Raw genomic sequence first — 21249 nt, 5'->3', positions numbered from 1 at the left:
TAAAACTTAAGTTTACACAAACTTCAGAAACTATGTGGAAAATACTAATCCAAACTATAGGGCCACACTAGTTATCTTAAATGATATTGAAAAAAATGGATTGTATCATTTTAATCCAAAATATCATGATGAAAAATTCTTTTTGAACTTTATTGGATTTCAAAAGGGATTCTCCAGTTCTTTTTCAGAGGTGATTAGAAAATTAGATGACTTTGATACAAAACGTGAGGATGTGATTATTTTTGCAGTCTACTCTATGATGTCATTTGTCAACTCTCATCTTGCCGTATTTGAAAAGTTTTTGAAAATCATTTTAGATTCTACAAAACTTAAAGGAGGATTTGATGAAGATACAACTCTGAGTCAAATTCTTAAAAAAGTCTGTAACAAAATGCAATACAATCCAAAATTAAAAAATGCAATACGTGGTTTGTTTTTAGCTGATTTTGCTGATGCACTTGCATATAATCAATATTTAATTTCAAAAGACGGTCATTTGATAATTTATCCTAAAGATGAAGAGAAGAAAAAACAAATCAGTATAGATGAGTTGTATGATGATTCACTACAAGTCCGTGCTATCTTTAATGCCATGCTTGATTGGTCAGATACTACTGATGACCCTCCAAAAAATAAAACTGATACACTTGATGATGTAGTGAAAAATCTGATAAATCAAGTTAATTCGTTAGATAGAAAATTAGACCGTATTTCCTGATAAATTTGAGGCTGAAATTTTGCCTATTTTGTGGCTAGACTAGTTTTGATTCATCTTTTGAACAGATTCTATCAATATCCTTAAGTTACTGACTTTTCTAATTTGTTTATGGGATTTAAGAAAACTCTTGCAAAATTTTGCGTAATGAAAAAAGTAAGAGACAAGGCAAATGAGCCAGATGAATCTGATGAAAAATAACTCTATTCTTAAAATTATACAATTGTAAAAAAATTTCTTAATTTTTGAACAATTTTAAATTTTTTAGAACGTGGATTTTTTATTTTTCTTTTACTATAATACTCTGAGAACATCTAGTTGGGTGGTCATAACTGAAATTGAGTTTCCCCTCTATGTCGGTTTGTAAACCTGGCCACCTTACTTAGACGGTTCTTATTTTTTCTGCAATGTCTGTTTTTTTAGTGATTTTGTAAATGATGCTATTTTTGACTCTAGTTTGTTTTGAGGAGTTTTCTCAATTAATTTCAAAAAAGCACTACCTACAATTACTCCATCTGCTCCTGCTTTGATGTATTTTTTTACATCATCAGGTGTTGAAACTCCAAACCCTACACCAACTGGAATTTTTCCTTTTGTTTGCTTTTTGACATTTTTGATAGCATCTATAGTGTAATTTTTAATTCCTGTTTTTACTCCTGTAGTTCCATAAACTGCAACAAGGTACAAAAATCCTGAAGATGCTTTGGCAATCTTTTGAATTCTTGTTTTATTGGTATTGGGGGATATTAGAAATATTGTGTCTGCATTTTTTCTTGCAGCTTTAAGATAATCTTTTGATTCTTCTATGGACATATCTGGTAGAATAAATCCATCAATTCCTGATTTTTTTGCCTCTGCTATGAATTTTGAATATCCTTTGTGGTATAGGATATTGGTGTATGTCATGAGTACTAGAGGAATATCTGTCTCCTTTCTGATTTTTTTTACTAGCGCAAAAAATTTGTCTATTTTTGTGCCTTTCTCAAGGGATATCGTGCTTGCATTTTGAATAACTGGCCCATCTGCAAGAGGATCAGAGAATGGAAATCCCAACTCGATAATATCTACTCCTCCCTTTACTAATCCTCTAACAACTGACATTGTTGATTTTTCATTTGGAAAACCTGCCATAATATATGAAATTAGGGCCTTTTCTTTTCTTGTTTGCAATTCTGCAAACTTTTCTTTAATCTTTGACATTTTTACTCAGATAATTTTGAACTTCTTCTACGTCTTTGTCTCCTCTTCCAGAAAGTGTTACTACAATTGATTCAGATTTTTTACTCTTTCTTGCAACTTTGATTGCTTCTGCAATTGCATGAGCTGATTCTAAAGCTGGAATGATTCCTTCTGTTCTAGTTAACATGAGAAATGCGTCAATTACTTCTGTATCTGTTGCTGCATGATATTTTACTCGTTTAGTGTCTTTAAAGTAAGAGTGCTCTGGTCCAACACCTGGGTAATCAAGTCCAGCTGAGATGCTATGTGTCTCTGTAATTTGTCCTTCTTTATCTTGAAGCAGATATGTCATCATGCCATGAAGAACTCCTTTACTTCCAGCTGATAATGTTGCTGAATGTTTTTTTGATTTTAATCCATGACCTGCAGCTTCTACTCCAATAATCTCTGCATTAGAATCCACTAGTGGATAAAATGTGCCGATTGCATTGGAACCTCCACCTACACATGCAATTACACTGTCAGGTGTTTTGTTTAGTTTTTTCATCTGTGATTTTATTTCATTTCCAATAACACTTTGAAAGTCTCTGACCATTACAGGGTATGGGTGGGGTCCTACTGCTGAACCAAGTAGATAGTAAGTAGTCTCTACATTTGTAATCCAATCTCTGATTGCTTCATTGATTGCATCCTTGAGTGTTTTAGAACCTGATTTTACTGGGTGAACTTTTGAGCCCAGTAAATTCATTCGAAATACGTTTAGTTTCTGCCTGATAGTGTCTTTGTAGCCCATGTATACTTCGGCTTTCATTCCTAATGTTGCACATGCCATGGCAGTTGCAACTCCATGCTGACCTGCACCAGTTTCAGCAATGATTCTTTTCTTTTTCATCTTTTTTGCAAGTAGTGCTTGTCCAAGTGTATTGTTTATCTTGTGAGCTCCTCCATGCAACAAGTCTTCTCTTTTGAGATAAATTTTTGCACCACCTAGTTTCTCTGATAAGTTTTTTGCATAATATAGTGGGGTTGGACGACCTGCGTAAACCTTGAGATAATAATCTAGTTCTTTTTTGAAATTTTTGTCATTTTTAAATTTAAGATAGTTTTCTTCCAATTCTTCTATTGCAGGAACTAGGGTTTCTGGAATGTACTTTCCACCAAATTCTCCAAATCTGCCATTTTTAGGATACTTCAATACGCATTCACCAATTTCTTTACTTGTTCTTCAATGTTGTCACTTTTCATTATACTTGATCCTATCAGAAATGCATCTGCTCCACACTTTTTTAGATATTGAATGTCTTCAGGTGTGTCTATGCCACTTTCAGATAGTATTGGTCTTGATTTGTCAATTCCTGATAATATTGTCTCAGTGGTTTTTAGATCAATTTCTAATGTGTCTAGATTTCTATTGTTAATTCCAATCAAATCAGCTTCTGTCTTTAATGCATTTTCAAATTCTTGTTTTGTATGTACTTCTAGTAGAATCTGAAGTCCTTGTTTGTGTCCATATGCAATAAACTCATCAATCTCTTTTAGAAAATTTTGATCAAATAATGACTGAATTACTAACATAAAGTCTGCTCCAATATTTTTTGCAGCATCAATCTGAACTTTGTCAATCATGATATCTTTCATTAACATTGGAACATCAACTGCCTGTCTTACTTTCATGAAATACTCTGGTGAACCGTTGAATAGATGTGGTTGTGTTAATACGGATAGTGCCTTTGAGCCTCCTGCTATCATTTGAGATGCTATGCTTACAGGGTCTGTAATCGTGCGAATCTTGCCTAACGATGGTGATGAAAATTTCACTTCTGTGAGTAATGGCGCATGTCCGCTAGTCTTGATAATTTGAATAAAGTCCTTGTTTGATTTTTCTAAATTACCTTCAACTTCGTATACTCCATCATTAATTGCCATCTGTGAATTGTTTACTAGTTTTCTTAGAATATTTTCAGCCATCAGCAATCTCCTTTAATTTTGAAATGTCTCCTGTATCTTGTACAAATTTCTCTAATAATGAGAATGCTTTGCCATCTTTAATTGTGTTTAACGCTAATTCAACTGCTTCTTCAAAGTTATTTGAGATATTTGCAACAATTAACCCTCCTGCTGCATTAAGTGCAGTTGTCTCAATCATTGCTTGATTTGCAGTATTGTTCAAAACTCCAACAAATGATTCTATTGCGTCTTCTTTAGTTTGAATTTGAATATCTGTTAATGATGATTTGTGTAATCCCACTACTTCTGGATCAATTGCATTCATCAAAACTTTATCATCTCTCAAAACACACACTCTGTTAGTTGAACTAGTAGAGAACTCATCCATTCCATCATCTGAACGAACAGTCATGATATTTTGTGCACCTTTTCTCTTTAGGATTAATGGTAATCTATCTAGATACTCTATTGAGAAAACTCCTACAAGTTGGTTTTTTACTTTTGCCGGATTGGATAATGGACCAAGTAAATTAAACGCAGTTCTCTTTCCTAACTGCTTTCTTGCTACAGACACATGCTTCATTGCTGGGTGAAATTTTTGTGCAAACATAAAACAGATGTTGTGTTTTTCTAGAATTTCTGCAATTTTAGGTGGTTCTAAATTCAAGTCATATCCAAAATACTCAAAAATATCTGCACTGCCTGAAATTCCTGAACTTGAACGATTACCATGTTTTGCTACAACTCCTCCTGCAGCAGCCACAACAAATGATGCTGTAGTGGAAATATTGAATGTCTGTAGCTTGTCTCCTCCTGTTCCACACATGTCAATAATGGTTCCAGTGTTTTTAGGCTCAATTTTCAATGAAAATTCCTGCATTTTGTCAAGCATGCCTAATAATTCATCATCTGTTTCGCCCTTGTCTGTAAGATTTGATAGAAAATCTGCATTTTCTGAATCAGTTGTCTTGCCAGAAAGGACATCTGTCATTACTTGATTCATCTCATCATATGTGAGGTCTGTTTTTTCTTGTAATTTTGAAATTAAGTCTGAAATCATTTCTGTTTCTCCTTTACTTGTTGGATAAAGTTGGATAGGATTTTTTTACCATCTTCTGTCATGATTGATTCTGGATGAAATTGAACTCCTTGAATTAGATAGTCTTTGTGCTCTATTGCCATAACTTCTCCGTCATCTGATGCAGTTGCGGTAACTTTTAGAACTTCTGGAATTATGGTCTTATCTCCTACTAGACTATGATAACGTGTTGCTCTAAATGGATTTTTAACATCTTTGAATAATTTTGAATCCTCATGATTAACAGGACTTGTTTTTCCATGTCTTACACATCCTGCATTAGTTACCTTTCCCCCAAATGCATCAATGATTCCTTGATGTCCAAGACAGACTCCTAGTATTGGTGTGCTTGAACCCATGTCTTTGATTACTTCACTGCATACTCCAAAGTATTTTTTGTCTTCTGGTGTTCCTGGACCTGGAGAAATAATTATTGCATCATATTTCTTTTCTTGAATTTCATTTAGGGTAATCTTGTCATTTCTAATCACATCACAATCCACTCCTAATTCTCCTAGATACTGTGCAATGTTGTACACAAACGAATCATAATTGTCTATGATCAAAAATTTCATGATGATGCCTCCTTTAATGCTTGCAGCATTGCACCTGCTTTGTGCTCTGTCTCTTTGAATTCATTTTCTGGGATTGAATCAGAAACAATTCCTGCACCTGATTGGACAAATCCCTTTCCGTCTTCGATGAATATGCTTCTAATTGCAATAGCAAAATCACAACATCCATTGTATGAAAAATATCCGACTGCACCTGCATATGGGCCTCTGGACTCAGTCTCTAACTCATCTATAATCTCCATGGCTCTTACCTTGGGTGCCCCTGATACTGTTCCTGCTGGAAATACTGCCTGAAATGCATCAAACATGTCATTTTCAGGCGCCAAATTGCCTACAACATGGCTGACAATATGTTGGACATGACTGAATCTCTTTATCTCCATTAATGATTCTGGATGAACTGTTCCATATTTGCAAACTCGTCCAATATCATTTCTTCCCAAATCTACAAGCATTGTGTGTTCTGCTAACTCTTTTTCATCATGGATTAACTCTTCAGCTAGTTGCTTATTTTTCTCTTCATCATCTGTAATTTTTCTAGTTCCTGCAATGGGGAATGTTTCTACTTTATCATCTGTAATTCTAACTAACATTTCTGGAGATGCACCAATTATTGTTTTATTTTCTTGTTTTAGATGATACATGTATGGTGATGGATTTAATTTTCTTAGTGTTTTGTATAATGTAAGATTATCTCCAGATGTGTCAAATGCAAACTTGCGTGATAGCACTACTTGGAATATGTCCCCATCATGAATGTACTCTTTTGCTTTGTTTACGATTTCTGAAAATTTTGTCTTGTCCATGTTTGGTGTGACCTCACTTGAATGAAATTCTTCAAACTCATCATCACTCATAACTAATTTTTCAAATCTGTTTTCATCATGATAGAAATAAAATAATTTTTTGTGTACATTGTCATATAACAACCCATCATCATAAATTCCAAATTCCATTAATGGTTGAGGTGAATTATGAGTATCTGGAATGTCTTCTACCATTCTAATTGCATCATAATTTACAACTCCTACTGCCCCTCCGAGATATCTGTAACTTTGATCATCTGATTTTCCAAGTAGTTTTTTTAATTCTGAAAATGGGTCGCTAGTTTGTATGGTCTTTGTTTTGCCTTCTTGAATTATCTCTACCTTGTCTGAATATCCCTTGAGAATTACTTTTGGGTCAAAACCCATCACTGATGTTTCAGCTAAAACTTCGGGACCGGTAAGTGATTCAAATAGAAATGAATGTGAATAATTTCTTGAAATTTTATTGTAAATTTGAAACTGGTTTTCAGATAAATCTAGGGGTATTACTTTTGCTTGAGTCTTTCCAAAGGTGTCCACCCATAGACAAAATTTTAGTGGTTTATTATTTAAATTGTAAAGTAGGTTTTGTTGTCACAATTCTTGTCTAAATTGGCTTATCTTCTAGGCTCATAGTGGTTACCGTATAGTACGGTACCTTTATAGGCTAGTTGATCGTAGTATAGTTACCATGCAGGGGGTAAATCGAGCAATTATGCAGGACATGCAAATTCTCAAAAAACAAGACATTCAGACTTCAGTAAGCAAAGTAGAGTGCTATGTGTGTGGCAAAGGATTGGAAGATGGCCACTCTATTACTGCAAAAACTTTGCCAAATGGAACTGTGCTATTTTGTGATGTCCATTATTCATTACAGTAAACAAAGGAAAGCGAAATTTTTCTAGTTTCGTTTTTCTTCTCCTATTTCTCAAAAATACCCTTTGTTAGTATTGTATGTTATTTGATATTGTAAACACAGTTACAGTTTCCATATATTCTGCATTTAGAAAATATGTTTTTTCTTCTGGGTTCATTTCTATGGGCAGATAAAATGTTCCATTATCAAGACTACGAACTTTTACATGTTGAATTTCTTTGTCTAGGTTTGTTACATATTTTATATCGACTCTAATATCTCTAGGAAATCCTGTACCTTCAAACGATACAATTTCATTGCCATTTTTCTGGTCTGTACGCAACATGATTTTTGGTCCTGTCTTTTCTGGTTCATCTGACTCTTTGTTTAAAATTTTGGTCTCATCTAATTCTTTGTTAGAATTACTTTGTTCATTTTCCTCTATATGGTCATAAATTTCAGTTACTATCTCATTAAGTAAATCATAATGTTCAATTTTTACTTCGTGACTATTCATTAATTGAAAAATTCTTTGAAATTTTTGCTCAATTACATATTTCATTTCTATGGGAATTTCATTGGTATTTTCAAAATACATGTGAGCTCTAATTGCCATGGTGTCTGCATGTTGTTTTTTCAATAATGATTCAACACCTGCTGTTTCTTGAGATTCAATATACTCTGTCTTTACAGATTCTAATAATAACATCACAACAACCAATCTAAAGAACTTTTCATCATTTAGGTCAGACGTAATCAAATCTGTACCTGAATTCAATAACGGAAATAGTTTTTTTGCATGTTCAATAAAGACTGCTTTTTCATTAAATCCGCTATTTTCTATTTCTAATAATGTGTGTTTTAATTCATCTTGATAATCAGCATGTTCTGAATAATAATTTTCCATAACTTCCAAATTATGTTTTAGAATATGATCAAAATGCATATTACTCAACTCGCTATAGATTCCATCTTTTCCAAGATTATCGTATATTGCAATCATGTGAGCTATAACTTTTTGAGATTCAACGGCATATGCAACTTTTTCATTGTATGTGAATTCTTCTGCATATGCCTCTAAAACACCTCCAATAACTATGAACATCATAATGGTGCCAAGGAATACCTTCATACTATTCCCAAAAATGGGAATTGTATTTAAATCTGATCGATCATTATGTGATCAGTTATATCATAAAATTACAAAAAATCTATATACATTTTTAAAAATATAGTTAAATTTTAAACATCTAATTTCAGTTTAATTCATAAAATTAACCAATTGCGATCATAATTAGAACTCTTGACATGGATTTTTGTGGATAAATATTGTAATGTTTACTAGTATGTTCTTAGTTTTTCCTATATTCCGTATTTTTTTCGATGGGCATTTTGCCATGCAGTTGCAGTGTCTCTTTCTTCTTTTGTTATGTCATCAATCTCTAAAGGATACTCTGGTAGGATTCCGTACTTTGTCAATATACTACGATATGTTCTAAAGTATGCCTCCATCTCTTCTACTAATAATTTGACTAGATCTTGAACCTTGTTTGCTTCTTCATCCATCTCGTGATTTCTCAAATTGTTAACTTTTTTCTGTGTAATCTTTAACTGTTTAAGTCGCCTATTATATTCAGCAAGTATTCTCAATTCTGAATTTTCATTTAATGATTCTGAATCTTTCTTAAATTTCATAGTTTTTACTCCTTTTCATAATACTTGCTGAGAATAATTTCTTGAACATCATCTTGATTCTATTTTTTTAATTTCTTTTTTAATTTTTTCAATATTGTCTGTCCATATTTTTATCATTTTTTTAGAATTTTCTAACCCTTCTGTGTTTTGAGTATTTTCAAATTTTTTCATTTCATCTATGTATTTTTTTAGAGTATCTTCAGCTGAAACAAGTTTCTTTTTTTGAAAATCTAGCACTTTTTTTGATATAAAATTCAATGATTTCTGTTTACAGCATTCACTAAAAAATCAATTCTTTTTTTTTGAACCTATATCTCTCGTTTTTTACCCCATTTGTGCTCAATTTGAAGATGATCTTCGAGCTTTCTAGGAGTTCCTAAAACAATGTTACAAATAAGACATTTGTATCCCAAGGAGATTTTTAGGCTGATTTTGGTTTAAAATCTGAGGTTATTATGAACTATTCTTCATCTATTGTCTTGTTGTACTCTTCTACTTTTTTATTATATTCGTCAATCTCTTTATTTTCTTCATCAATATCTTCAAACAGTTCTGGGGTTTCCTGTTGTGCTTTTTTCATTAGTTTAGCAAATGTTTCGGGATCATCTTTTTGCAATTCTAGTAGAATTTTTCCAATTGAATCATCAAGATTGCTCATAAATTTACTAAAAAATCGTGATACTTAACAATACTGAAATTCTTTGATAGTATATGCCTCTGGACAAAATGAGTAACACTGAAGATTTTATTCCTACTCACAAATCTGTTATTTTACATCTTCAAGGCAAACCCGTTGCATGTGTAATTGATACTCAAAATAACTATGATGCGATAAATGATAATCCTTCTCTTCGAGCTAGTCTGACAGGATTTCTAAACAAAGATGAAGAATTTGGCCTTTTGATGGGGTTTCAATTAAAAATAAAAACTGATGAAGAATTCTTTCAGTTCACTGTTTATCCTAATGATGAATTTATTGAAACTGTAATCTTTGATGAACGGATTTTCATCATTAATGACAAAATGGATCCTCTCTTTTCACTCAAACTTAACACAGATCAATTTGTGAAAACAAAATCTGAATTTGATAAATTTCAAAAGATGATCAAATGACTTAGCATTAAATTACTAGTACTCCAAACAAATTCATGCCTAATTTTGCTCAGATGTTGAAAATAAGAGAGCCCACATTACTTGACCGAGACGATGGCCATTGGTATCAGACAAAATTTGATAAAATTTACCCTTCCATAAACACCATCTTGTCTGCAACTGCTCCTGAAGAAAAGAAAAATGGTTTGGCATCTTGGAAAGAAAATGAACCTGCTCATCAATACATCACTGCACAATCTCAACATATTGGCACCCAGTCTCATCAAATCATTGAAGACTATTTGAGTAGAAATTTGAATTTAGATGATTTTGATTTACTTCCTATTGCTCATTTTCATAATCTAAAACCCTATTTGGAAAACATCTCTGATGTTACATGTATTGAACAACGAATGTATTCAGACAAACTAAAAGTTGCAGGAACCAGTGACCTTATTGCAAAATACAATGGAGAATTATCTATTATTGACTATAAAACAAAAAGAAAACCCCAAGTTGATGAATACATGTATGAATATTATTTGCAAACCACTTGTTATGCTCAAATGTTTCAAGAAGTCACCGGCCAAAAAATCAATCAGGTAGTCATTCTTGTTAGTAGTGAAAAAAACACTCGACAAGAGTTTGTCAAAACCTGTGATGATTATGTAGAACCTCTCTATGAGCGACTTGAACAATACTATCTAAACAATGAAGTGATGTTATGAAATCGTGGATGCCTCCTGCAATCTTGATTGTTATTCTCTCAGGGGTTTTAATTTACATGTCTTATGGAAAATAATTATCAACGTGAACAACCACATTTTGTATAAACTACCTTGAATTCTCCCTCACTCTTTATGTTGTGAGACATTGGTCTTCTACAATGCTGACATTCTGTAAATCCATGATATTCTTCGACTGGAACAATTTTGTATTGCCATGACTTTGTTTCTTCATCCCAATATACTGAATTGATCTCAGTTGGATTTTCCATGATTGGTTTTTGTGTCTGACAATATTTGAGAATTTCTAGGCTCAAACCAACTATATAGAATCATAGAAAATCATAGTTCCTTTACTGAAGATCTATTTACTTTGAATTTGTACGATAATCATGAAATACGAAGAATTTGATTTCATCGAATGTTATGATGACGATGATTATGACTTCGATGACGATTAGTTAGTTTTCTTAACTAATCACTAATTTCTTGAAAAAGATCCTCTATGGATTTGATGCTGTCTTCTAACCTAGCATATTCTTCTTTACAATCTTGTATGAAGGTGTGGTTAGGAGACCCATTCATGATGATTTATTTGAATTTGATAATAAAAACAATCTTGGAATTTCCCAGAAATGGAATTATTGCCATACTTTTTTCTTCATAAAAACAGACACGTTATTTTCAAAATTGGATATTCACATCTTTATTTTTAAGGAATATTTGATATGCTTTGATAATGAAAATTGGATATTCTGCTTTATTCCTAATTGCAATTGTTTTATCAATGGCAATTACAATTCAAATTGGTTCCATAGAATCTGTTGATGCTGCAAAAGCTCAAGGTGTAAAAAGTTCAAAATATGGAATGGAAACAAAGCACAAAGTTTGTGGAGATAGATTATGTACTCCTGAAGATTTCACTTCTGACGGTGAACGTAAATCCTTGCCTGAATTACGTGGCTCATCAATAAGTTCTCAAATGGCTATGGCCAAAATGGAGAGATTATTTGAGCTTCATAGAACCCAACTTGTATCTGCATGGGATTCATTGAATGATTCTGAAAAATCCCATATGATGAAGATGTTTGATAAAATGTATGAAAAGATGCAATCAATGAGTTTTGTTGATCATATGCAACACATGTCTCACATGATGAATGATAAACAACATGACATGAAAGACAAACATGGCATGAGTGGTTCTTGTAAAGATAGTTCACACGGTAAAGATGGTGCACATGGTGAACATAGCTGTTCTTGTAAATGTGGTAAACATAGTGAACATGATAGAGATGACAAACATGGCATGGGTGGTTCTTGTAAAGATAGTTCACACGGTTCATCTTGTGGTGGCAAAGAACACAACTGCTCCTGTCATAAATGAGATGATTTCAGAAATCTAGTCTTTTTTATTTTTTAGGCCTCTTACGAGGATTTTTTTCATAATATTTTTCTACATTTTCATTCCATTCTTTGTTCTCTGGTAATCGTGAACGTGGATGTGGTCTTTTGCCTTTTTTTGACAAGATATCGCTATGCTCTTCATAAAATCTATCTATCTCTGTAATCAACACATCAAGAAATTTTGATGCATCTTTGGCTTCTTGACTTTTTGGATCTCTATGCGTCAATATCGATTTTACAAGCGTATCTACTCTAGCTGTTTTTATTTTGTATTCGTAGCGCACTCTATTTTCAAATGTAATCATCTGAGTTTGTATTGTAAATTACTAGTGTATATTCATTTCATTTCAAATAATACTGTGGTTGCTTTTTACCTACTAGTTTAAATTCTCACAAATTATCAAAAAATTATGTCCGAAAAATCTCAAAATAACGATTTTGAGTTATTTGAAAATATAAACAAAAAGTATTTTCTAGAGTTAGAACAAAATGTTCCTCACATCCAACAAACATTGTTTGATTTACAAAACGAGTATTACAAATTATGGAAAAACTATGTAAATTCACAACTTTCCCTTCAAAAAGAATTTTTTAATAAATCTGGATTAGATTATTCATTTCCTGACACTGCAAAAGATATTATCAAAAACATGTCTGATGAAACAATAAAGTTTCGCTCTATCTTGCATAAAATGGCAATTGCAAATGTTGAACAAAACAAAAACTATGCAAAGACGTTAAATGATAATTCAGACACTTTTGTTGATTTGAACAAAAAGATTATGCAAAACTGGATTTCCATGTTTAAAACAAATCAAAATTCCTGATTTGAGCACTTGTTGCTAATATGTTTAGATTTTTGCTAGGATCTTTTTCTTTGTATCTTGGAATTCTTTGGCAGTGATTAATCCTTGTTTCTTTAATTCCCCTAATTTTTCTAATTCTTCTAGATGTTTCTGTGTAGATGTCTTTAATTTCGTTGAAATTCTTTTTTTGACAGTACCTGGTTTTGCTGTTTTTTTGAGTTTAGTGGCAAGTTTTTCTTTCTTTTTTGAAATTGCTTGACTAATTTCAAATCCTCTCTTTTTTGCATGTTTGATGATTTCATCAGATTTTTGCTTCGTAACATCATCTACCAGTTTGTGTCTTTTTGCCATTTTGCCCAATTCTTGAGTTTTTTTACGTGCTAACCTACTCTGATACTTCAAATCCTTGATAATCTCATTTTTTGTCTTTTTCTTGAACCTCCTGGTATATTCTTCAATAACTAGGATTGGAAATGGACTGTATTCTACATCTAGGTAGTATTTGATTATGGTGTCATCCGGTAATTTTTGGAGATATTCTTTGATTGATTTTTCTGATTTTAGCATCATGATTTTTTCTAAACTCATTCTCTTAAAAAGATTGATTTGAAAATCATATTTCGAATCTATTTTCCTGATATTCTTTATCGTAAATTTTCTTTATTTTGTTTTCTTTAAACAATTCATCAAGGATATTATCAATCTCTTCTTCTACGATTCCAAATCTTCTGTGAATGTGTCGTGTTGCAGTTGTTTCGTTGATCTCTGATCTATTTTTAATGTATTCTAAAATTTTTTCTTTAAGATCAGATCCTTCACTCATGATTAATTATTCAAAGAATATTATTTTAAAATTAGTATCCGGAAATTAATGTACATTCCATAGAACAAATACTAGAGTTTGAATCAAGATTTCTTCCACAAACTTTACAACTTTTTTCCATGTTTTGTTATGAAAAAATTTTCTATTAAACGCTTTGAAAATTAGTCTCTTCTAATTAGTGCAAACTAATTAGCATGACCTAATTAGTCTGTTCTAATTTTAATATGGTTTAAATTAATTTTTTTACAAATAAAACTCATGAAAGATATATCTTGCCGAAAGTGTGGTGAACAATTGTACGTTTACAAAAAATGTAATGTGTGTTTCAAGCCAATCCAATTCACATGTGGAAAACTTGGGCACACAACTGATGAAGAAATACATATGCAGTGTATGATGATGCATATGGATCATACCATTCTTTCAAACTAGGCTCAATTTTTCTAAAATTATTCATTCATTCCAAATTGGTTGTGACTTGAGCCACGATATCAAATCTTGATATAATTTGCTTTTACTCATATTCAACACGCCAATTTCTAGGTTTGTTGATGATTTAACTGTCTTTGAATAGTTTTCATATTTTGCAAAAATAATTTTATCTAGATACATCTCATTTTGCATCTCTTTTTTAGCCAGTTCTTCTGATTCAGTCATAGCAAAACTGGCAAATAATACCCCCTCAACCCAGTAAGCATTTGCAGATTCTAAGGATGACATCATACCAATAAGATCGTCTAAATCAAGCTTGATCATGTCTCTGACGTATATTTTCTCATAAGGATTGTGAGTAAATTCAGTCATATTTCAAACCAATATGATAGTTTTATGAATATTTGGAAATTTTATAACTAGTTTTTGAAAAATTGATTCATGACTAAAGACTCTGATTTTTCTGAACATGAATTATTTGTTACAGAATTCCCTAAACAAGGATTTGGTATAGTTGATTATCTTCAAGGCCGGGTTCATTTTGCATTACTTGATCAAATGAAACTCATGCATACCTCTGGAATGACTAAAGATCAAATCAAAGAAACTGTGTTGATTCGTGTAAGTGAAATTATTGAAAATTTTGAACCTGAAAAAGACTCAAAAAGTTCTTGATTCCATATTTTTTGAATCTGCCATGATGATTTTATGACATTTACAATAGCAGTTTGTATGTGGCATGTCATTATTCATTCTGTACTTACATTCTTTGGTATGTTCTATTTGTGACACCTCAAACCCTCCTTTCTAAACTTAAATGACATTTCATTGACTTGCAGATTTGTACTCAAAATACTCTTTTATCTCTTCATTGAGTTTTTTTATTAGAACTTCATCTGTAAAATCTGATTTTTTTAATAAACCCCATGTTTCTTCAATTCCTTGCTTTAAGACAAATAATGTTCTTTTATCATCACAATGCATATTCTCTGTCTTAGATTATGGAATTTATGTATTAAATTAAAAAAATAATCCTTAGAAAATTCTAAGGTGTCTCGTTGATGTTTTTTGTTTTTTTACACCAACAGTTTGGACTGCATAGGGATTTAGGCATGCTCTTCTTCAGATATTAGCCATGAAAGACCAATTGCTTCTTCCCATGATGAATTGAAATTGTTATTATTCATAATTAGAAGTGGAAAATTTTCTATTTAACAAGAATGAACGATTCATCAGTATCAAAAATATGAACAAATCAGTAGTCATTCTTTATATCTAATTTTGAATAGAACTGTTACCCGACCATAGATGGTACGATTCAAATTATTTTGAATCTTACCATTTTAATTTGATAGTGTTGACATTTTCTCATAGTAGTATTCTTGTTTCTTCAAATCCTTTTCATTGATGATTCTAAATTTTCTAATTGGTATGAGTTTGGAGATTTCCTCATATGTGGTAATATCAATTGCATCTGCTGCATAGGCAATTTGTAATAGGGGGGCCTTTTCTTCTATGATTGGTTTTACCTGGTTATAGCCACTACTTTGTCTCATTCCTGTTCTAAACAACCCTATGTGTTTGTCACTTTTTGAGACTTGGGGATCTTGATAGCAACAAAGTGCAAATTCATCTTCCTCTTTTTCAATAATTGTCAATCTGGTAAATTTGTCGCTCCAATTCTCAATATTTTTTGAAATTTCTGCGGCCTCTTCCTTGTCTTCAAAAACTATTGATACGACAATCCTATCTTTTTCATGAGCCCATGAAATACCGTAAAAATTTTTTCTCCAGTCAATCTCAAATGACATAAAATTTCTAAAAAATTCTCACATTAATGCTTTCTAATGTTGGTATGTCTTTGTAAGAAAAAAAAGACTAGCATTCTTTGCCACATTCACATCCTCTGCTTGTAAACAGATTCTTGAATGCTTCAAATCTTGACTGGGTAATTGATGGTTTTGTTCTTCCAACAATTTTGAATAATTTGATCCCAGTTTCAGAGCTAGTTCCTTTCAATGCCCATGAACCATTCTTCATAAGATATGGTTGTGGGTCTTTCATTGACACTTTTTTACGTGCCTTGATATCGTATGCCTCTATTACTGACATGCCTCCTAATTGCTAAATTTCTATTATTAATCAAAAGTGAATTTTTTACAGTATCTAGCTGAAAAATAATTTCCAAAAATTAATGTCCATGCTGAACCTGTTTGAGAAAAAATATTATGGAATAGTAAGTACGCCTATCTCGCACTCACATTCCTCACGTTTTCCGCAATATGGACAATTACAATCACAATTTAGTAATGCTGTCCCGCATGTTGTGCACTTGGTATACTCTGCAAAATCTTCTCTCATGTTGATTAATACATTACAAAATTGATAAATCGTCTGCAAAGTTTTGTGTACATTAGTTTTGATTTTGGATTTTTTTTAAACAAATGTTTGGAAATTGATTGTTGGTTTTTTTATATTTCGAGCCTGTATTAGTAGTGACGCCTTCGATTAGTGGTCTAGGCATGCTATAAACGACCACTATTCCAAGACGTTGTCAGTCTCTTTTTTTCAATAGTGCCTCTTGAGGTGATTTGTCTTTGTTAGATTCCCAATGCCAATTATGATGCTTTTTCCAATGTTTTTCTAATTCATCCGTAGTTGGTTCTTTTCCTAATGGGGTCCCACATAATTTACACTGTATCATTTTTCTTACTGTCTTCCTTTTTCTTTTTTGGTTTTATTACAGGATGACATTGTGCAGGTAAATTCTCATCATCCATGCATTTTTGAACTGATTCTAGAAAATAAATATTTGTTTGAATGTTTATGTTGTTTTCTTTTTTTTGAAATTGTTTGTTTTCTGTCTTTTCCTTTTTTGTTCTGAATTCATTATAGAATATGCTTGACCTGCTTTACACAATTTCATCTCCCCTGATATTTCATCATGTATTGATTCTATTTTCCCTTCTGAGAGTAATTCACCTACCACATCCCATGCTTTGCTCTCAGACATTTCAAATTTGTATGGGATAGTTGTGACTTTGGTAAAAAAACCATTTTCAGAATTTCTCAAAATGAACTTCTCTACTTTTTGTTCCATACTCAATGAAGGACCTTTCTTTTGAAATTTTCTATATGGTCTTTTTTGGGACATATTTACTCAAGATATGTTTGGGTGTTTTAGATAAATCACTTTGCATTAATCGTGTCCGGATCATTGTTTCCTGGCAGATATTTGTCTCCCAAAATTGCTTTCATTTTTTCATCGAATTCTTCTTGTAGTCTTGTCAAGTACATTTCAGCTTCAGTCTCATCCTCTGGAATTCCAGTATCTGTATCATAATTGAAACCTGTTGCCAAATGATAAAATTCTTCAAAAAATTCCTTACAATCAATAACGTCGGCATCTGAATCTATGGTTGCAACAAAACACTCATTGTCTATTCTAAAATTCAAGCAAATCTCTTCCTCAATCATCACATCTGCCATGACTGCCATGAGATATGGTATGTGTTTCTCATCGATTTTCTTCTCATTCACATTTGAAATCCATAATTCTTCGCCATCTAGCATATGATCAAATGTTTTGACAACCATATCTCTAATCTCTGAATCTGGATAAGCAGATTTTGACTTCCATAAACTATCCTCATACTCTTGAGGTTTTACATAGATTGCATCAAATCTCAAATCCTCGTTTAATTGATCAAATTCCCAAACTTGTTTGTTAGTCCACATTGGTGAAAACATTCCAATTAATTCTCTTGTTGTTTGGTTCAATATTTTGTCCTAATTTCTCTATTGTTTAATGTTAACTAGACCTATTGAATTCCTGATTTTAGATACTCTATGGTGCACTCTGCAAGCTCTTTGTTAGAGTGTTTTTTTATGTCATGTTTACAATTGGGACATATTCCCTCTCGATCTTCAGTAAATTCATCCCCAACTTGCTTCATACAACATTCCATTAACTCTGCTGTTGAATGTGATTCCATTGCAAGTTTACATGTAGGGCATTCTGTCATATCTTTCTTAATTATTAATTTCTAATAAATTATATTTAATTTTAAAAATTAATTCTTGTGGATTTTCAAAAATTTCAAAATGTAAAGTGTATTTGTAATGAATCTGTTAATTTTGAATTAATTGATGAAATTGAATGTGATTGGGGCAATCATGTTGTTATTCAGTGTCCAAAATGTCAAGAATTATTCTCAATTGATAATGAATGTCCTGCTTTTCATGATGTTTTGGATTTGGAGAAAAATAATTTCCAACTGTTTTCTGATAAAGAAAAATTTGATTATGCATCAAACTCTCACCCTAATTGATTGGCCACAGATAAAAGTTGATAATCAATGCCGTGATGCGTTAATGCGATTATCAACCATCCAGCTACACCTATGGCAATACTTTACTTCTAAGAATCTTGATAAAATAAAAAAACAATGTAAAAATTGATCATTGAAATCAAAAAAGTTAATCTGATTAGCCGAACAAAAGAATGAATCCTACTGCTAATGCGGCCACTGATATACCCATCCACATGTAAAACTTGCTGTTCATCATAAAATGTTGAAATTATCTAAAATTAATAGTTTAGATTTGGAAAGCAAGCAAGTTTGATATCTTTTTTGCATCGACTCTTTGGGAGTTACGGCCAGATATCAAACAGGCAATCATCCTTGCTTCCAATATTTGTAATGATTAGTATCTTCAAAAATTCTTAAAATAAAATGTGTCTTGATTTTTGATCAAAATGGGTTGAAAAAATGATCCATTTTTGTGCCTGATCAATTTGAGCCTAGAATTCTTGTTGACTGTTCAAGGCAAATCCGTTCTAACAAAAAATTTTTCAGTTCTAAAGCACAACAATTCTTGCTTGTTAATCACGTGCAAAGGAATTAAAAAAAATGGAATTCATGAAAAATGCCCCTTTATTCATGAGGGGGATTGGGGAGATTTGGAATTGACAGAACATCAAAATTTTCACGATGCCCAAGAATCTCAAAACTATTCTTGGCTAGGATTTGATACCTCTCAGGCTATTGGAAAATTCAGTGGACGTGATGGAAAGTCTTCTTGAATCACAATCTAATTATGCTGAAATTTTCAAATTATTAACTAATGAGCGAAAATGAGAATCTATTTTGGTCAAAACATTATTCTCTAAAATGGTCTGATTTTAAGGCAGAACACAACCCTGCATCATATGCAGATTCTCATAGTGTGATAAAATATAGATTCACTTGGACCGTTGATTCTGAAAAAATGGGAAGCGAAATACTGTTTTTAATAAAAAACATTCAGGTTTCTGTAGAGTTTTGCCCTTTGTTGTCTTCAGTTAGACCTTCTGAGACAAGCGATCAATTACTAAAATATGAACAAGGGCGTTTTGATTTGGCAGAATTAGTAAAACGTGAACATATCTCAAACTTACAAACTAAATTTGAAGGCAAAAACTTTCCAACACGAGGAAAAAACGAAGAACAGAGAAAACAACTTGCAAAAGAAGATTCTGGAAAAATGATTGCTCAAGAAATAGAGCAATTACAACAAATTTTAGAAAAAAGATTACAAGAATATGATGAAACTACTGATTATGGAAACAATCCAGAAAAACAGTTGGAATATGCTTTGAAATTTGAAGAATTAAAATTATAATGTCTTGCAGTGCAGACTGATTTTTTATAATCTATTTTTTTGATGCCAAAATATGGAAACTGCCAAATTGCCTAAATTCAATTGGGGTGAAGTATCTGAACTTAATTCAGGTCACACTTCAGAAGAATGGGGAATAAGCACAAAAAAACCACTGCCAAAAACATTTGTTGCGTACACTGTTTCTTGGAATGATTAGTGCTGATTCTCAAAAATTTTATTTTCATGAACTGAATTAATGTAATTTACCAAACTTCGATAATATTTTAGATGGAAGTCCAAGTCTCTAATCTCAGTTTGTTTTAGTTCTTCTAACTCTGGTCCAAAATCTCTTTTGTCTGACTGAATTTGATGCATAGTGTTTTCATTAATTTCAATCATGTGAAATAGGCTGTGAAGGACTTCTTCTTTGGTTAGTGTTCTGTCACATGATTTACGAAGTAATGCTTCAACCCAATCCATATTGTTTTGAAACCAAGTTGTTATATCACCACCTGAATGTGATTATTTCTTACCTTTACTCTATTTTTTTTAATTGAGGCTGAAAATTTAGTTTTTTTGTGCCTTCTTTTTTCTATCCATTATTTCCTTATTTCTTTCTGCATCTGAATGTACTTCTACATGGTCATATAGTGCTTCTTTTGAATCAAAAATCTGTTCACAGTAATAGCATTGATGCATTGCTAAATTACTGCATTCTTAGATTAATTGTTTTCTCCAATGATTAGGTGTAGAATGATGAAAAATAAAATAAAAAGAAACTTGGTGGGTTATCCACCAGACTCGTATGCTGCTCTAACTTCAGCTGCTCTATCACCAAATGGATCTTCATGCCACTGTTCTTTATTCAGTTGGACCATTCCAGTATCTGATGAAAATGCGCCTTGTTCTGCAGCGGGTGCTAGTACTGCATCATCTCTAAGATAATTTTCTTGGTTATCGTGTGCATAGACCATAATTCCAGCCAATGCAGCTACTCCAATTGCAATACCTGCATAAATCATTGCGTTTCCCATGTTGAGAATTTCATATTTTTTCTATTAATCCAGTAGGTCTTCAGTGCAATGCACTGAAAGAATCTATCGTGTCTCTACTTTGATCTCAGAATTACAGGAAGGTAATTCATTCGTCTCATTTCTGAACTGTTCAATTAGTTGTAATTGCAGTTCCTTTGGGTTATCTTCAAAAACTCTTTGATAATATTGAGTTTTTTTCATGCATTCATTATCTTCAAAATCTGTATCTACATATTTTGTAAATGTCTCTTCAAGATTACTGGTCTCTCCAATGTATATTGGGTGTTTGCTTCTGTTGTATAGTACGTATACACCAGGGTTTGGTTTTACAAATTTTGCACTTTCTAACCAAACTCTCATCTTATCATCAAGTAATTCCATGATCTATAGTGTATTTACTAGATATTAAACTAGATTACAACTATTGATATCACAA

36 protein-coding genes are annotated in these 21249 nt (G+C 32.1%); 11 read left to right on the top strand and 25 right to left on the bottom strand.

All coding sequences use genetic code 11. The annotated features are described in order from the left end of the window. The first annotated feature begins 34 nt into the window (after nucleotides 1-34). A complete protein-coding gene (locus tag NMAR_RS04910) occupies nucleotides 35-718 on the top strand; it encodes a hypothetical protein (RefSeq protein WP_012215300.1) in 684 nt (227 codons plus the stop codon). Between the two features lie 390 nt (nucleotides 719-1108). On the opposite strand, the gene trpA is transcribed toward NMAR_RS04910, so the two are convergent. The 6 genes from trpA to NMAR_RS04880 are packed head-to-tail and all read right to left on the bottom strand — an operon-like array spanning nucleotide 1109 to nucleotide 6840. Next, nucleotides 1109-1915 (bottom strand): tryptophan synthase subunit alpha, encoded by an 807-nt coding sequence (trpA, locus tag NMAR_RS04905; RefSeq protein ID WP_012215299.1) that lies wholly within the window; start codon nucleotides 1913-1915, stop codon nucleotides 1109-1111. After that, nucleotides 1902-3089 (bottom strand): tryptophan synthase subunit beta, encoded by a 1188-nt coding sequence (gene trpB / locus NMAR_RS04900; protein ID WP_012215298.1) that lies wholly within the window; start codon nucleotides 3087-3089, stop codon nucleotides 1902-1904. Before trpB ends, trpA begins: the two co-directional genes overlap by 14 nt. Continuing rightward, complete coding sequence (locus NMAR_RS04895; RefSeq protein WP_012215297.1) at nucleotides 3086-3862, bottom strand: indole-3-glycerol phosphate synthase TrpC; 777 nt, start codon at nucleotides 3860-3862, stop codon at nucleotides 3086-3088. Before NMAR_RS04895 ends, trpB begins: the two co-directional genes overlap by 4 nt. Continuing rightward, nucleotides 3855-4901, bottom strand: coding sequence for an anthranilate phosphoribosyltransferase (gene trpD, locus NMAR_RS04890; RefSeq protein WP_012215296.1), 1047 nt, complete (start codon nucleotides 4899-4901; stop codon nucleotides 3855-3857). Before trpD ends, NMAR_RS04895 begins: the two co-directional genes overlap by 8 nt. Next, nucleotides 4898-5494, bottom strand: a complete 597-nt coding sequence (locus NMAR_RS04885; protein WP_012215295.1) for an anthranilate synthase component II — start codon at nucleotides 5492-5494, stop codon at nucleotides 4898-4900. Before NMAR_RS04885 ends, trpD begins: the two co-directional genes overlap by 4 nt. Further along, on the bottom strand, nucleotides 5491-6840 hold the full coding sequence (locus NMAR_RS04880; protein WP_012215294.1) for an anthranilate synthase component I family protein: 1350 nt from the start codon (nucleotides 6838-6840) through the stop codon (nucleotides 5491-5493). Before NMAR_RS04880 ends, NMAR_RS04885 begins: the two co-directional genes overlap by 4 nt. Before the next feature lie 151 nt (nucleotides 6841-6991). Here NMAR_RS04880 and NMAR_RS04875 point away from each other — a divergent pair, with 151 nt between their 5' ends. Then, complete coding sequence (locus NMAR_RS04875; protein ID WP_148680108.1) at nucleotides 6992-7180, top strand: hypothetical protein; 189 nt, start codon at nucleotides 6992-6994, stop codon at nucleotides 7178-7180. Nucleotides 7181-7244: 64 nt separating this feature from the next. On the opposite strand, the gene NMAR_RS04870 is transcribed toward NMAR_RS04875, so the two are convergent. The 4 genes from NMAR_RS04870 to NMAR_RS04855 all read right to left on the bottom strand — a co-directional run bounded on the left by NMAR_RS04870 (nucleotide 7245) and on the right by NMAR_RS04855 (nucleotide 9509). Beyond that, complete coding sequence (locus NMAR_RS04870; protein ID WP_012215293.1) at nucleotides 7245-8288, bottom strand: hypothetical protein; 1044 nt, start codon at nucleotides 8286-8288, stop codon at nucleotides 7245-7247. Between the two features lie 230 nt (nucleotides 8289-8518). Then, nucleotides 8519-8851, bottom strand: a complete 333-nt coding sequence (locus NMAR_RS04865) for a hypothetical protein (protein ID WP_012215292.1) — start codon at nucleotides 8849-8851, stop codon at nucleotides 8519-8521. 48 nt (nucleotides 8852-8899) lie between these two features. After that, nucleotides 8900-9088: a hypothetical protein gene (locus NMAR_RS04860; protein ID WP_238523210.1), complete on the bottom strand. Its 189-nt coding sequence runs from the start codon at nucleotides 9086-9088 to the stop codon at nucleotides 8900-8902. A 223-nt stretch (nucleotides 9089-9311) separates the two neighbouring features. After that, nucleotides 9312-9509 carry a hypothetical protein gene (locus NMAR_RS04855; RefSeq protein WP_012215291.1) on the bottom strand — a complete coding sequence of 66 codons (198 nt, stop codon included), beginning with the start codon at nucleotides 9507-9509 and terminating at the stop codon, nucleotides 9312-9314. 68 nt (nucleotides 9510-9577) lie between these two features. Between NMAR_RS04855 and NMAR_RS04850 the strand changes: the two genes are divergently transcribed. Together NMAR_RS04850 and NMAR_RS04845 are read left to right on the top strand one after the other, a co-directional pair. Further along, on the top strand, nucleotides 9578-9964 hold the full coding sequence (locus NMAR_RS04850) for a hypothetical protein (RefSeq protein WP_238523209.1): 387 nt from the start codon (nucleotides 9578-9580) through the stop codon (nucleotides 9962-9964). A 35-nt stretch (nucleotides 9965-9999) separates the two neighbouring features. Next, complete coding sequence (locus NMAR_RS04845) at nucleotides 10000-10671, top strand: PD-(D/E)XK nuclease family protein (protein WP_012215289.1); 672 nt, start codon at nucleotides 10000-10002, stop codon at nucleotides 10669-10671. Nucleotides 10672-10748: 77 nt separating this feature from the next. Here the strand turns inward: NMAR_RS04845 and NMAR_RS04840 are convergent, their stop codons facing one another. Continuing rightward, complete coding sequence (locus NMAR_RS04840; RefSeq protein WP_148680106.1) at nucleotides 10749-10940, bottom strand: hypothetical protein; 192 nt, start codon at nucleotides 10938-10940, stop codon at nucleotides 10749-10751. 467 nt (nucleotides 10941-11407) lie between these two features. Between NMAR_RS04840 and NMAR_RS04835 the strand changes: the two genes are divergently transcribed. Continuing rightward, nucleotides 11408-12055 (top strand): hypothetical protein, encoded by a 648-nt coding sequence (locus NMAR_RS04835; protein ID WP_012215288.1) that lies wholly within the window; start codon nucleotides 11408-11410, stop codon nucleotides 12053-12055. Between the two features lie 25 nt (nucleotides 12056-12080). Here the strand turns inward: NMAR_RS04835 and NMAR_RS04830 are convergent, their stop codons facing one another. Further along, nucleotides 12081-12380: a hypothetical protein gene (locus tag NMAR_RS04830; protein WP_012215287.1), complete on the bottom strand. Its 300-nt coding sequence runs from the start codon at nucleotides 12378-12380 to the stop codon at nucleotides 12081-12083. Nucleotides 12381-12485: 105 nt separating this feature from the next. Between NMAR_RS04830 and NMAR_RS04825 the strand changes: the two genes are divergently transcribed. Then, a complete protein-coding gene (locus NMAR_RS04825) occupies nucleotides 12486-12902 on the top strand; it encodes a hypothetical protein (protein WP_012215286.1) in 417 nt (138 codons plus the stop codon). 24 nt (nucleotides 12903-12926) lie between these two features. On the opposite strand, the gene NMAR_RS04820 is transcribed toward NMAR_RS04825, so the two are convergent. From NMAR_RS04820 to NMAR_RS04810, 3 genes are all read right to left on the bottom strand, one after another. After that, nucleotides 12927-13469, bottom strand: coding sequence for a hypothetical protein (locus tag NMAR_RS04820; RefSeq protein WP_012215285.1), 543 nt, complete (start codon nucleotides 13467-13469; stop codon nucleotides 12927-12929). A gap of 25 nt (nucleotides 13470-13494) precedes the next feature. Next, nucleotides 13495-13704: a hypothetical protein gene (locus tag NMAR_RS04815; protein ID WP_012215284.1), complete on the bottom strand. Its 210-nt coding sequence runs from the start codon at nucleotides 13702-13704 to the stop codon at nucleotides 13495-13497. Between the two features lie 453 nt (nucleotides 13705-14157). Next, entirely contained in the window at nucleotides 14158-14508 is a 351-nt protein-coding gene (locus tag NMAR_RS04810) for a hypothetical protein (RefSeq protein ID WP_012215283.1), read from the bottom strand. A 69-nt stretch (nucleotides 14509-14577) separates the two neighbouring features. Here NMAR_RS04810 and NMAR_RS04805 point away from each other — a divergent pair, with 69 nt between their 5' ends. After that, on the top strand, nucleotides 14578-14811 hold the full coding sequence (locus tag NMAR_RS04805) for a hypothetical protein (RefSeq protein ID WP_012215282.1): 234 nt from the start codon (nucleotides 14578-14580) through the stop codon (nucleotides 14809-14811). 150 nt (nucleotides 14812-14961) lie between these two features. Here the strand turns inward: NMAR_RS04805 and NMAR_RS09740 are convergent, their stop codons facing one another. From NMAR_RS09740 to NMAR_RS04780, 6 genes are all read right to left on the bottom strand, one after another. Then, on the bottom strand, nucleotides 14962-15120 hold the full coding sequence (locus NMAR_RS09740) for a hypothetical protein (protein ID WP_187146571.1): 159 nt from the start codon (nucleotides 15118-15120) through the stop codon (nucleotides 14962-14964). 359 nt (nucleotides 15121-15479) lie between these two features. Further along, nucleotides 15480-15947: a hypothetical protein gene (locus NMAR_RS04800; protein ID WP_012215281.1), complete on the bottom strand. Its 468-nt coding sequence runs from the start codon at nucleotides 15945-15947 to the stop codon at nucleotides 15480-15482. A gap of 67 nt (nucleotides 15948-16014) precedes the next feature. Next, nucleotides 16015-16248 carry a hypothetical protein gene (locus NMAR_RS04795; RefSeq protein WP_012215280.1) on the bottom strand — a complete coding sequence of 78 codons (234 nt, stop codon included), beginning with the start codon at nucleotides 16246-16248 and terminating at the stop codon, nucleotides 16015-16017. A 712-nt stretch (nucleotides 16249-16960) separates the two neighbouring features. Continuing rightward, complete coding sequence (locus NMAR_RS04790) at nucleotides 16961-17290, bottom strand: hypothetical protein (RefSeq protein WP_012215279.1); 330 nt, start codon at nucleotides 17288-17290, stop codon at nucleotides 16961-16963. Nucleotides 17291-17325: 35 nt separating this feature from the next. Continuing rightward, complete coding sequence (locus NMAR_RS04785; RefSeq protein WP_012215278.1) at nucleotides 17326-17916, bottom strand: hypothetical protein; 591 nt, start codon at nucleotides 17914-17916, stop codon at nucleotides 17326-17328. Nucleotides 17917-17957: 41 nt separating this feature from the next. Continuing rightward, on the bottom strand, nucleotides 17958-18161 hold the full coding sequence (locus NMAR_RS04780; protein WP_148680105.1) for a hypothetical protein: 204 nt from the start codon (nucleotides 18159-18161) through the stop codon (nucleotides 17958-17960). 57 nt (nucleotides 18162-18218) lie between these two features. Between NMAR_RS04780 and NMAR_RS04775 the strand changes: the two genes are divergently transcribed. From NMAR_RS04775 to NMAR_RS09735, 4 genes are all read left to right on the top strand, one after another. Then, nucleotides 18219-18467, top strand: a complete 249-nt coding sequence (locus NMAR_RS04775) for a hypothetical protein (protein WP_012215277.1) — start codon at nucleotides 18219-18221, stop codon at nucleotides 18465-18467. A gap of 482 nt (nucleotides 18468-18949) precedes the next feature. Next, nucleotides 18950-19222 (top strand): hypothetical protein, encoded by a 273-nt coding sequence (locus NMAR_RS04770; RefSeq protein WP_238523208.1) that lies wholly within the window; start codon nucleotides 18950-18952, stop codon nucleotides 19220-19222. Nucleotides 19223-19263: 41 nt separating this feature from the next. Next, complete coding sequence (locus NMAR_RS04765) at nucleotides 19264-19800, top strand: hypothetical protein (RefSeq protein ID WP_012215275.1); 537 nt, start codon at nucleotides 19264-19266, stop codon at nucleotides 19798-19800. A 52-nt stretch (nucleotides 19801-19852) separates the two neighbouring features. Continuing rightward, nucleotides 19853-19996, top strand: coding sequence for a hypothetical protein (locus NMAR_RS09735; protein ID WP_187146570.1), 144 nt, complete (start codon nucleotides 19853-19855; stop codon nucleotides 19994-19996). Here the strand turns inward: NMAR_RS09735 and NMAR_RS04760 are convergent. The 4 genes from NMAR_RS04760 to NMAR_RS04750 form a co-directional block, all read right to left on the bottom strand. Then, nucleotides 19993-20259 carry a hypothetical protein gene (locus NMAR_RS04760; RefSeq protein ID WP_012215274.1) on the bottom strand — a complete coding sequence of 89 codons (267 nt, stop codon included), beginning with the start codon at nucleotides 20257-20259 and terminating at the stop codon, nucleotides 19993-19995. The genes NMAR_RS09735 and NMAR_RS04760 overlap by 4 nt on opposite strands. Nucleotides 20260-20346: 87 nt before the next feature. Beyond that, a complete protein-coding gene (locus NMAR_RS10010; protein ID WP_274377698.1) occupies nucleotides 20347-20478 on the bottom strand; it encodes a hypothetical protein in 132 nt (43 codons plus the stop codon). An 89-nt stretch (nucleotides 20479-20567) separates the two neighbouring features. Continuing rightward, on the bottom strand, nucleotides 20568-20813 hold the full coding sequence (locus NMAR_RS04755) for a hypothetical protein (RefSeq protein WP_012215273.1): 246 nt from the start codon (nucleotides 20811-20813) through the stop codon (nucleotides 20568-20570). A gap of 63 nt (nucleotides 20814-20876) precedes the next feature. Next, nucleotides 20877-21194: a GIY-YIG nuclease family protein gene (locus tag NMAR_RS04750; RefSeq protein WP_012215272.1), complete on the bottom strand. Its 318-nt coding sequence runs from the start codon at nucleotides 21192-21194 to the stop codon at nucleotides 20877-20879. Between the last annotated feature and the right edge of the window lie 55 nt (nucleotides 21195-21249).

This window comes from Nitrosopumilus maritimus SCM1, from assembly GCF_000018465.1.
In the GTDB taxonomy this organism is placed as follows: domain Archaea; phylum Thermoproteota; class Nitrososphaeria; order Nitrososphaerales; family Nitrosopumilaceae; genus Nitrosopumilus; species Nitrosopumilus maritimus.
This window is presented reverse-complemented; position numbering and strand designations above follow the sequence as displayed.

What these genes read in the sequence shown, in the direction of transcription:
- trpA (WP_012215299.1), bottom strand. Translation starts at nt 1,915, where the DNA reads ATGTCAAAGATTAAAGAAAAGTTTGCAGAATTGCAAACAAGAAAAGAA.
- NMAR_RS04895 (WP_012215297.1), bottom strand. Translation starts at nt 3,862, where the DNA reads ATGGCTGAAAATATTCTAAGAAAACTAGTAAACAATTCACAGATGGCA.
- trpD (WP_012215296.1), bottom strand. Translation starts at nt 4,901, where the DNA reads ATGATTTCAGACTTAATTTCAAAATTACAAGAAAAAACAGACCTCACA.
- NMAR_RS04885 (WP_012215295.1), bottom strand. Translation starts at nt 5,494, where the DNA reads ATGAAATTTTTGATCATAGACAATTATGATTCGTTTGTGTACAACATT.
- NMAR_RS04875 (WP_148680108.1), top strand. Translation starts at nt 6,992, where the DNA reads ATGCAGGGGGTAAATCGAGCAATTATGCAGGACATGCAAATTCTCAAA.
- NMAR_RS04870 (WP_012215293.1), bottom strand. Translation starts at nt 8,288, where the DNA reads ATGAAGGTATTCCTTGGCACCATTATGATGTTCATAGTTATTGGAGGT.
- NMAR_RS04865 (WP_012215292.1), bottom strand. Translation starts at nt 8,851, where the DNA reads ATGAAATTTAAGAAAGATTCAGAATCATTAAATGAAAATTCAGAATTG.
- NMAR_RS04855 (WP_012215291.1), bottom strand. Translation starts at nt 9,509, where the DNA reads ATGAGCAATCTTGATGATTCAATTGGAAAAATTCTACTAGAATTGCAA.
- NMAR_RS04850 (WP_238523209.1), top strand. Translation starts at nt 9,578, where the DNA reads ATGAGTAACACTGAAGATTTTATTCCTACTCACAAATCTGTTATTTTA.
- NMAR_RS04845 (WP_012215289.1), top strand. Translation starts at nt 10,000, where the DNA reads ATGCCTAATTTTGCTCAGATGTTGAAAATAAGAGAGCCCACATTACTT.
- NMAR_RS04840 (WP_148680106.1), bottom strand. Translation starts at nt 10,940, where the DNA reads ATGGAAAATCCAACTGAGATCAATTCAGTATATTGGGATGAAGAAACA.
- NMAR_RS04835 (WP_012215288.1), top strand. Translation starts at nt 11,408, where the DNA reads ATGAAAATTGGATATTCTGCTTTATTCCTAATTGCAATTGTTTTATCA.
- NMAR_RS04830 (WP_012215287.1), bottom strand. Translation starts at nt 12,380, where the DNA reads ATGATTACATTTGAAAATAGAGTGCGCTACGAATACAAAATAAAAACA.
- NMAR_RS04825 (WP_012215286.1), top strand. Translation starts at nt 12,486, where the DNA reads ATGTCCGAAAAATCTCAAAATAACGATTTTGAGTTATTTGAAAATATA.
- NMAR_RS04820 (WP_012215285.1), bottom strand. Translation starts at nt 13,469, where the DNA reads ATGAGTTTAGAAAAAATCATGATGCTAAAATCAGAAAAATCAATCAAA.
- NMAR_RS04815 (WP_012215284.1), bottom strand. Translation starts at nt 13,704, where the DNA reads ATGAGTGAAGGATCTGATCTTAAAGAAAAAATTTTAGAATACATTAAA.
- NMAR_RS04810 (WP_012215283.1), bottom strand. Translation starts at nt 14,508, where the DNA reads ATGACTGAATTTACTCACAATCCTTATGAGAAAATATACGTCAGAGAC.
- NMAR_RS04805 (WP_012215282.1), top strand. Translation starts at nt 14,578, where the DNA reads ATGACTAAAGACTCTGATTTTTCTGAACATGAATTATTTGTTACAGAA.
- NMAR_RS09740 (WP_187146571.1), bottom strand. Translation starts at nt 15,120, where the DNA reads ATGCATTGTGATGATAAAAGAACATTATTTGTCTTAAAGCAAGGAATT.
- NMAR_RS04800 (WP_012215281.1), bottom strand. Translation starts at nt 15,947, where the DNA reads ATGTCATTTGAGATTGACTGGAGAAAAAATTTTTACGGTATTTCATGG.
- NMAR_RS04795 (WP_012215280.1), bottom strand. Translation starts at nt 16,248, where the DNA reads ATGTCAGTAATAGAGGCATACGATATCAAGGCACGTAAAAAAGTGTCA.
- NMAR_RS04790 (WP_012215279.1), bottom strand. Translation starts at nt 17,290, where the DNA reads ATGTCCCAAAAAAGACCATATAGAAAATTTCAAAAGAAAGGTCCTTCA.
- NMAR_RS04780 (WP_148680105.1), bottom strand. Translation starts at nt 18,161, where the DNA reads ATGACAGAATGCCCTACATGTAAACTTGCAATGGAATCACATTCAACA.
- NMAR_RS04765 (WP_012215275.1), top strand. Translation starts at nt 19,264, where the DNA reads ATGAGCGAAAATGAGAATCTATTTTGGTCAAAACATTATTCTCTAAAA.
- NMAR_RS09735 (WP_187146570.1), top strand. Translation starts at nt 19,853, where the DNA reads ATGGAAACTGCCAAATTGCCTAAATTCAATTGGGGTGAAGTATCTGAA.
- NMAR_RS04760 (WP_012215274.1), bottom strand. Translation starts at nt 20,259, where the DNA reads ATGGATTGGGTTGAAGCATTACTTCGTAAATCATGTGACAGAACACTA.
- NMAR_RS10010 (WP_274377698.1), bottom strand. Translation starts at nt 20,478, where the DNA reads ATGCATCAATGCTATTACTGTGAACAGATTTTTGATTCAAAAGAAGCA.
- NMAR_RS04755 (WP_012215273.1), bottom strand. Translation starts at nt 20,813, where the DNA reads ATGGGAAACGCAATGATTTATGCAGGTATTGCAATTGGAGTAGCTGCA.
- NMAR_RS04750 (WP_012215272.1), bottom strand. Translation starts at nt 21,194, where the DNA reads ATGGAATTACTTGATGATAAGATGAGAGTTTGGTTAGAAAGTGCAAAA.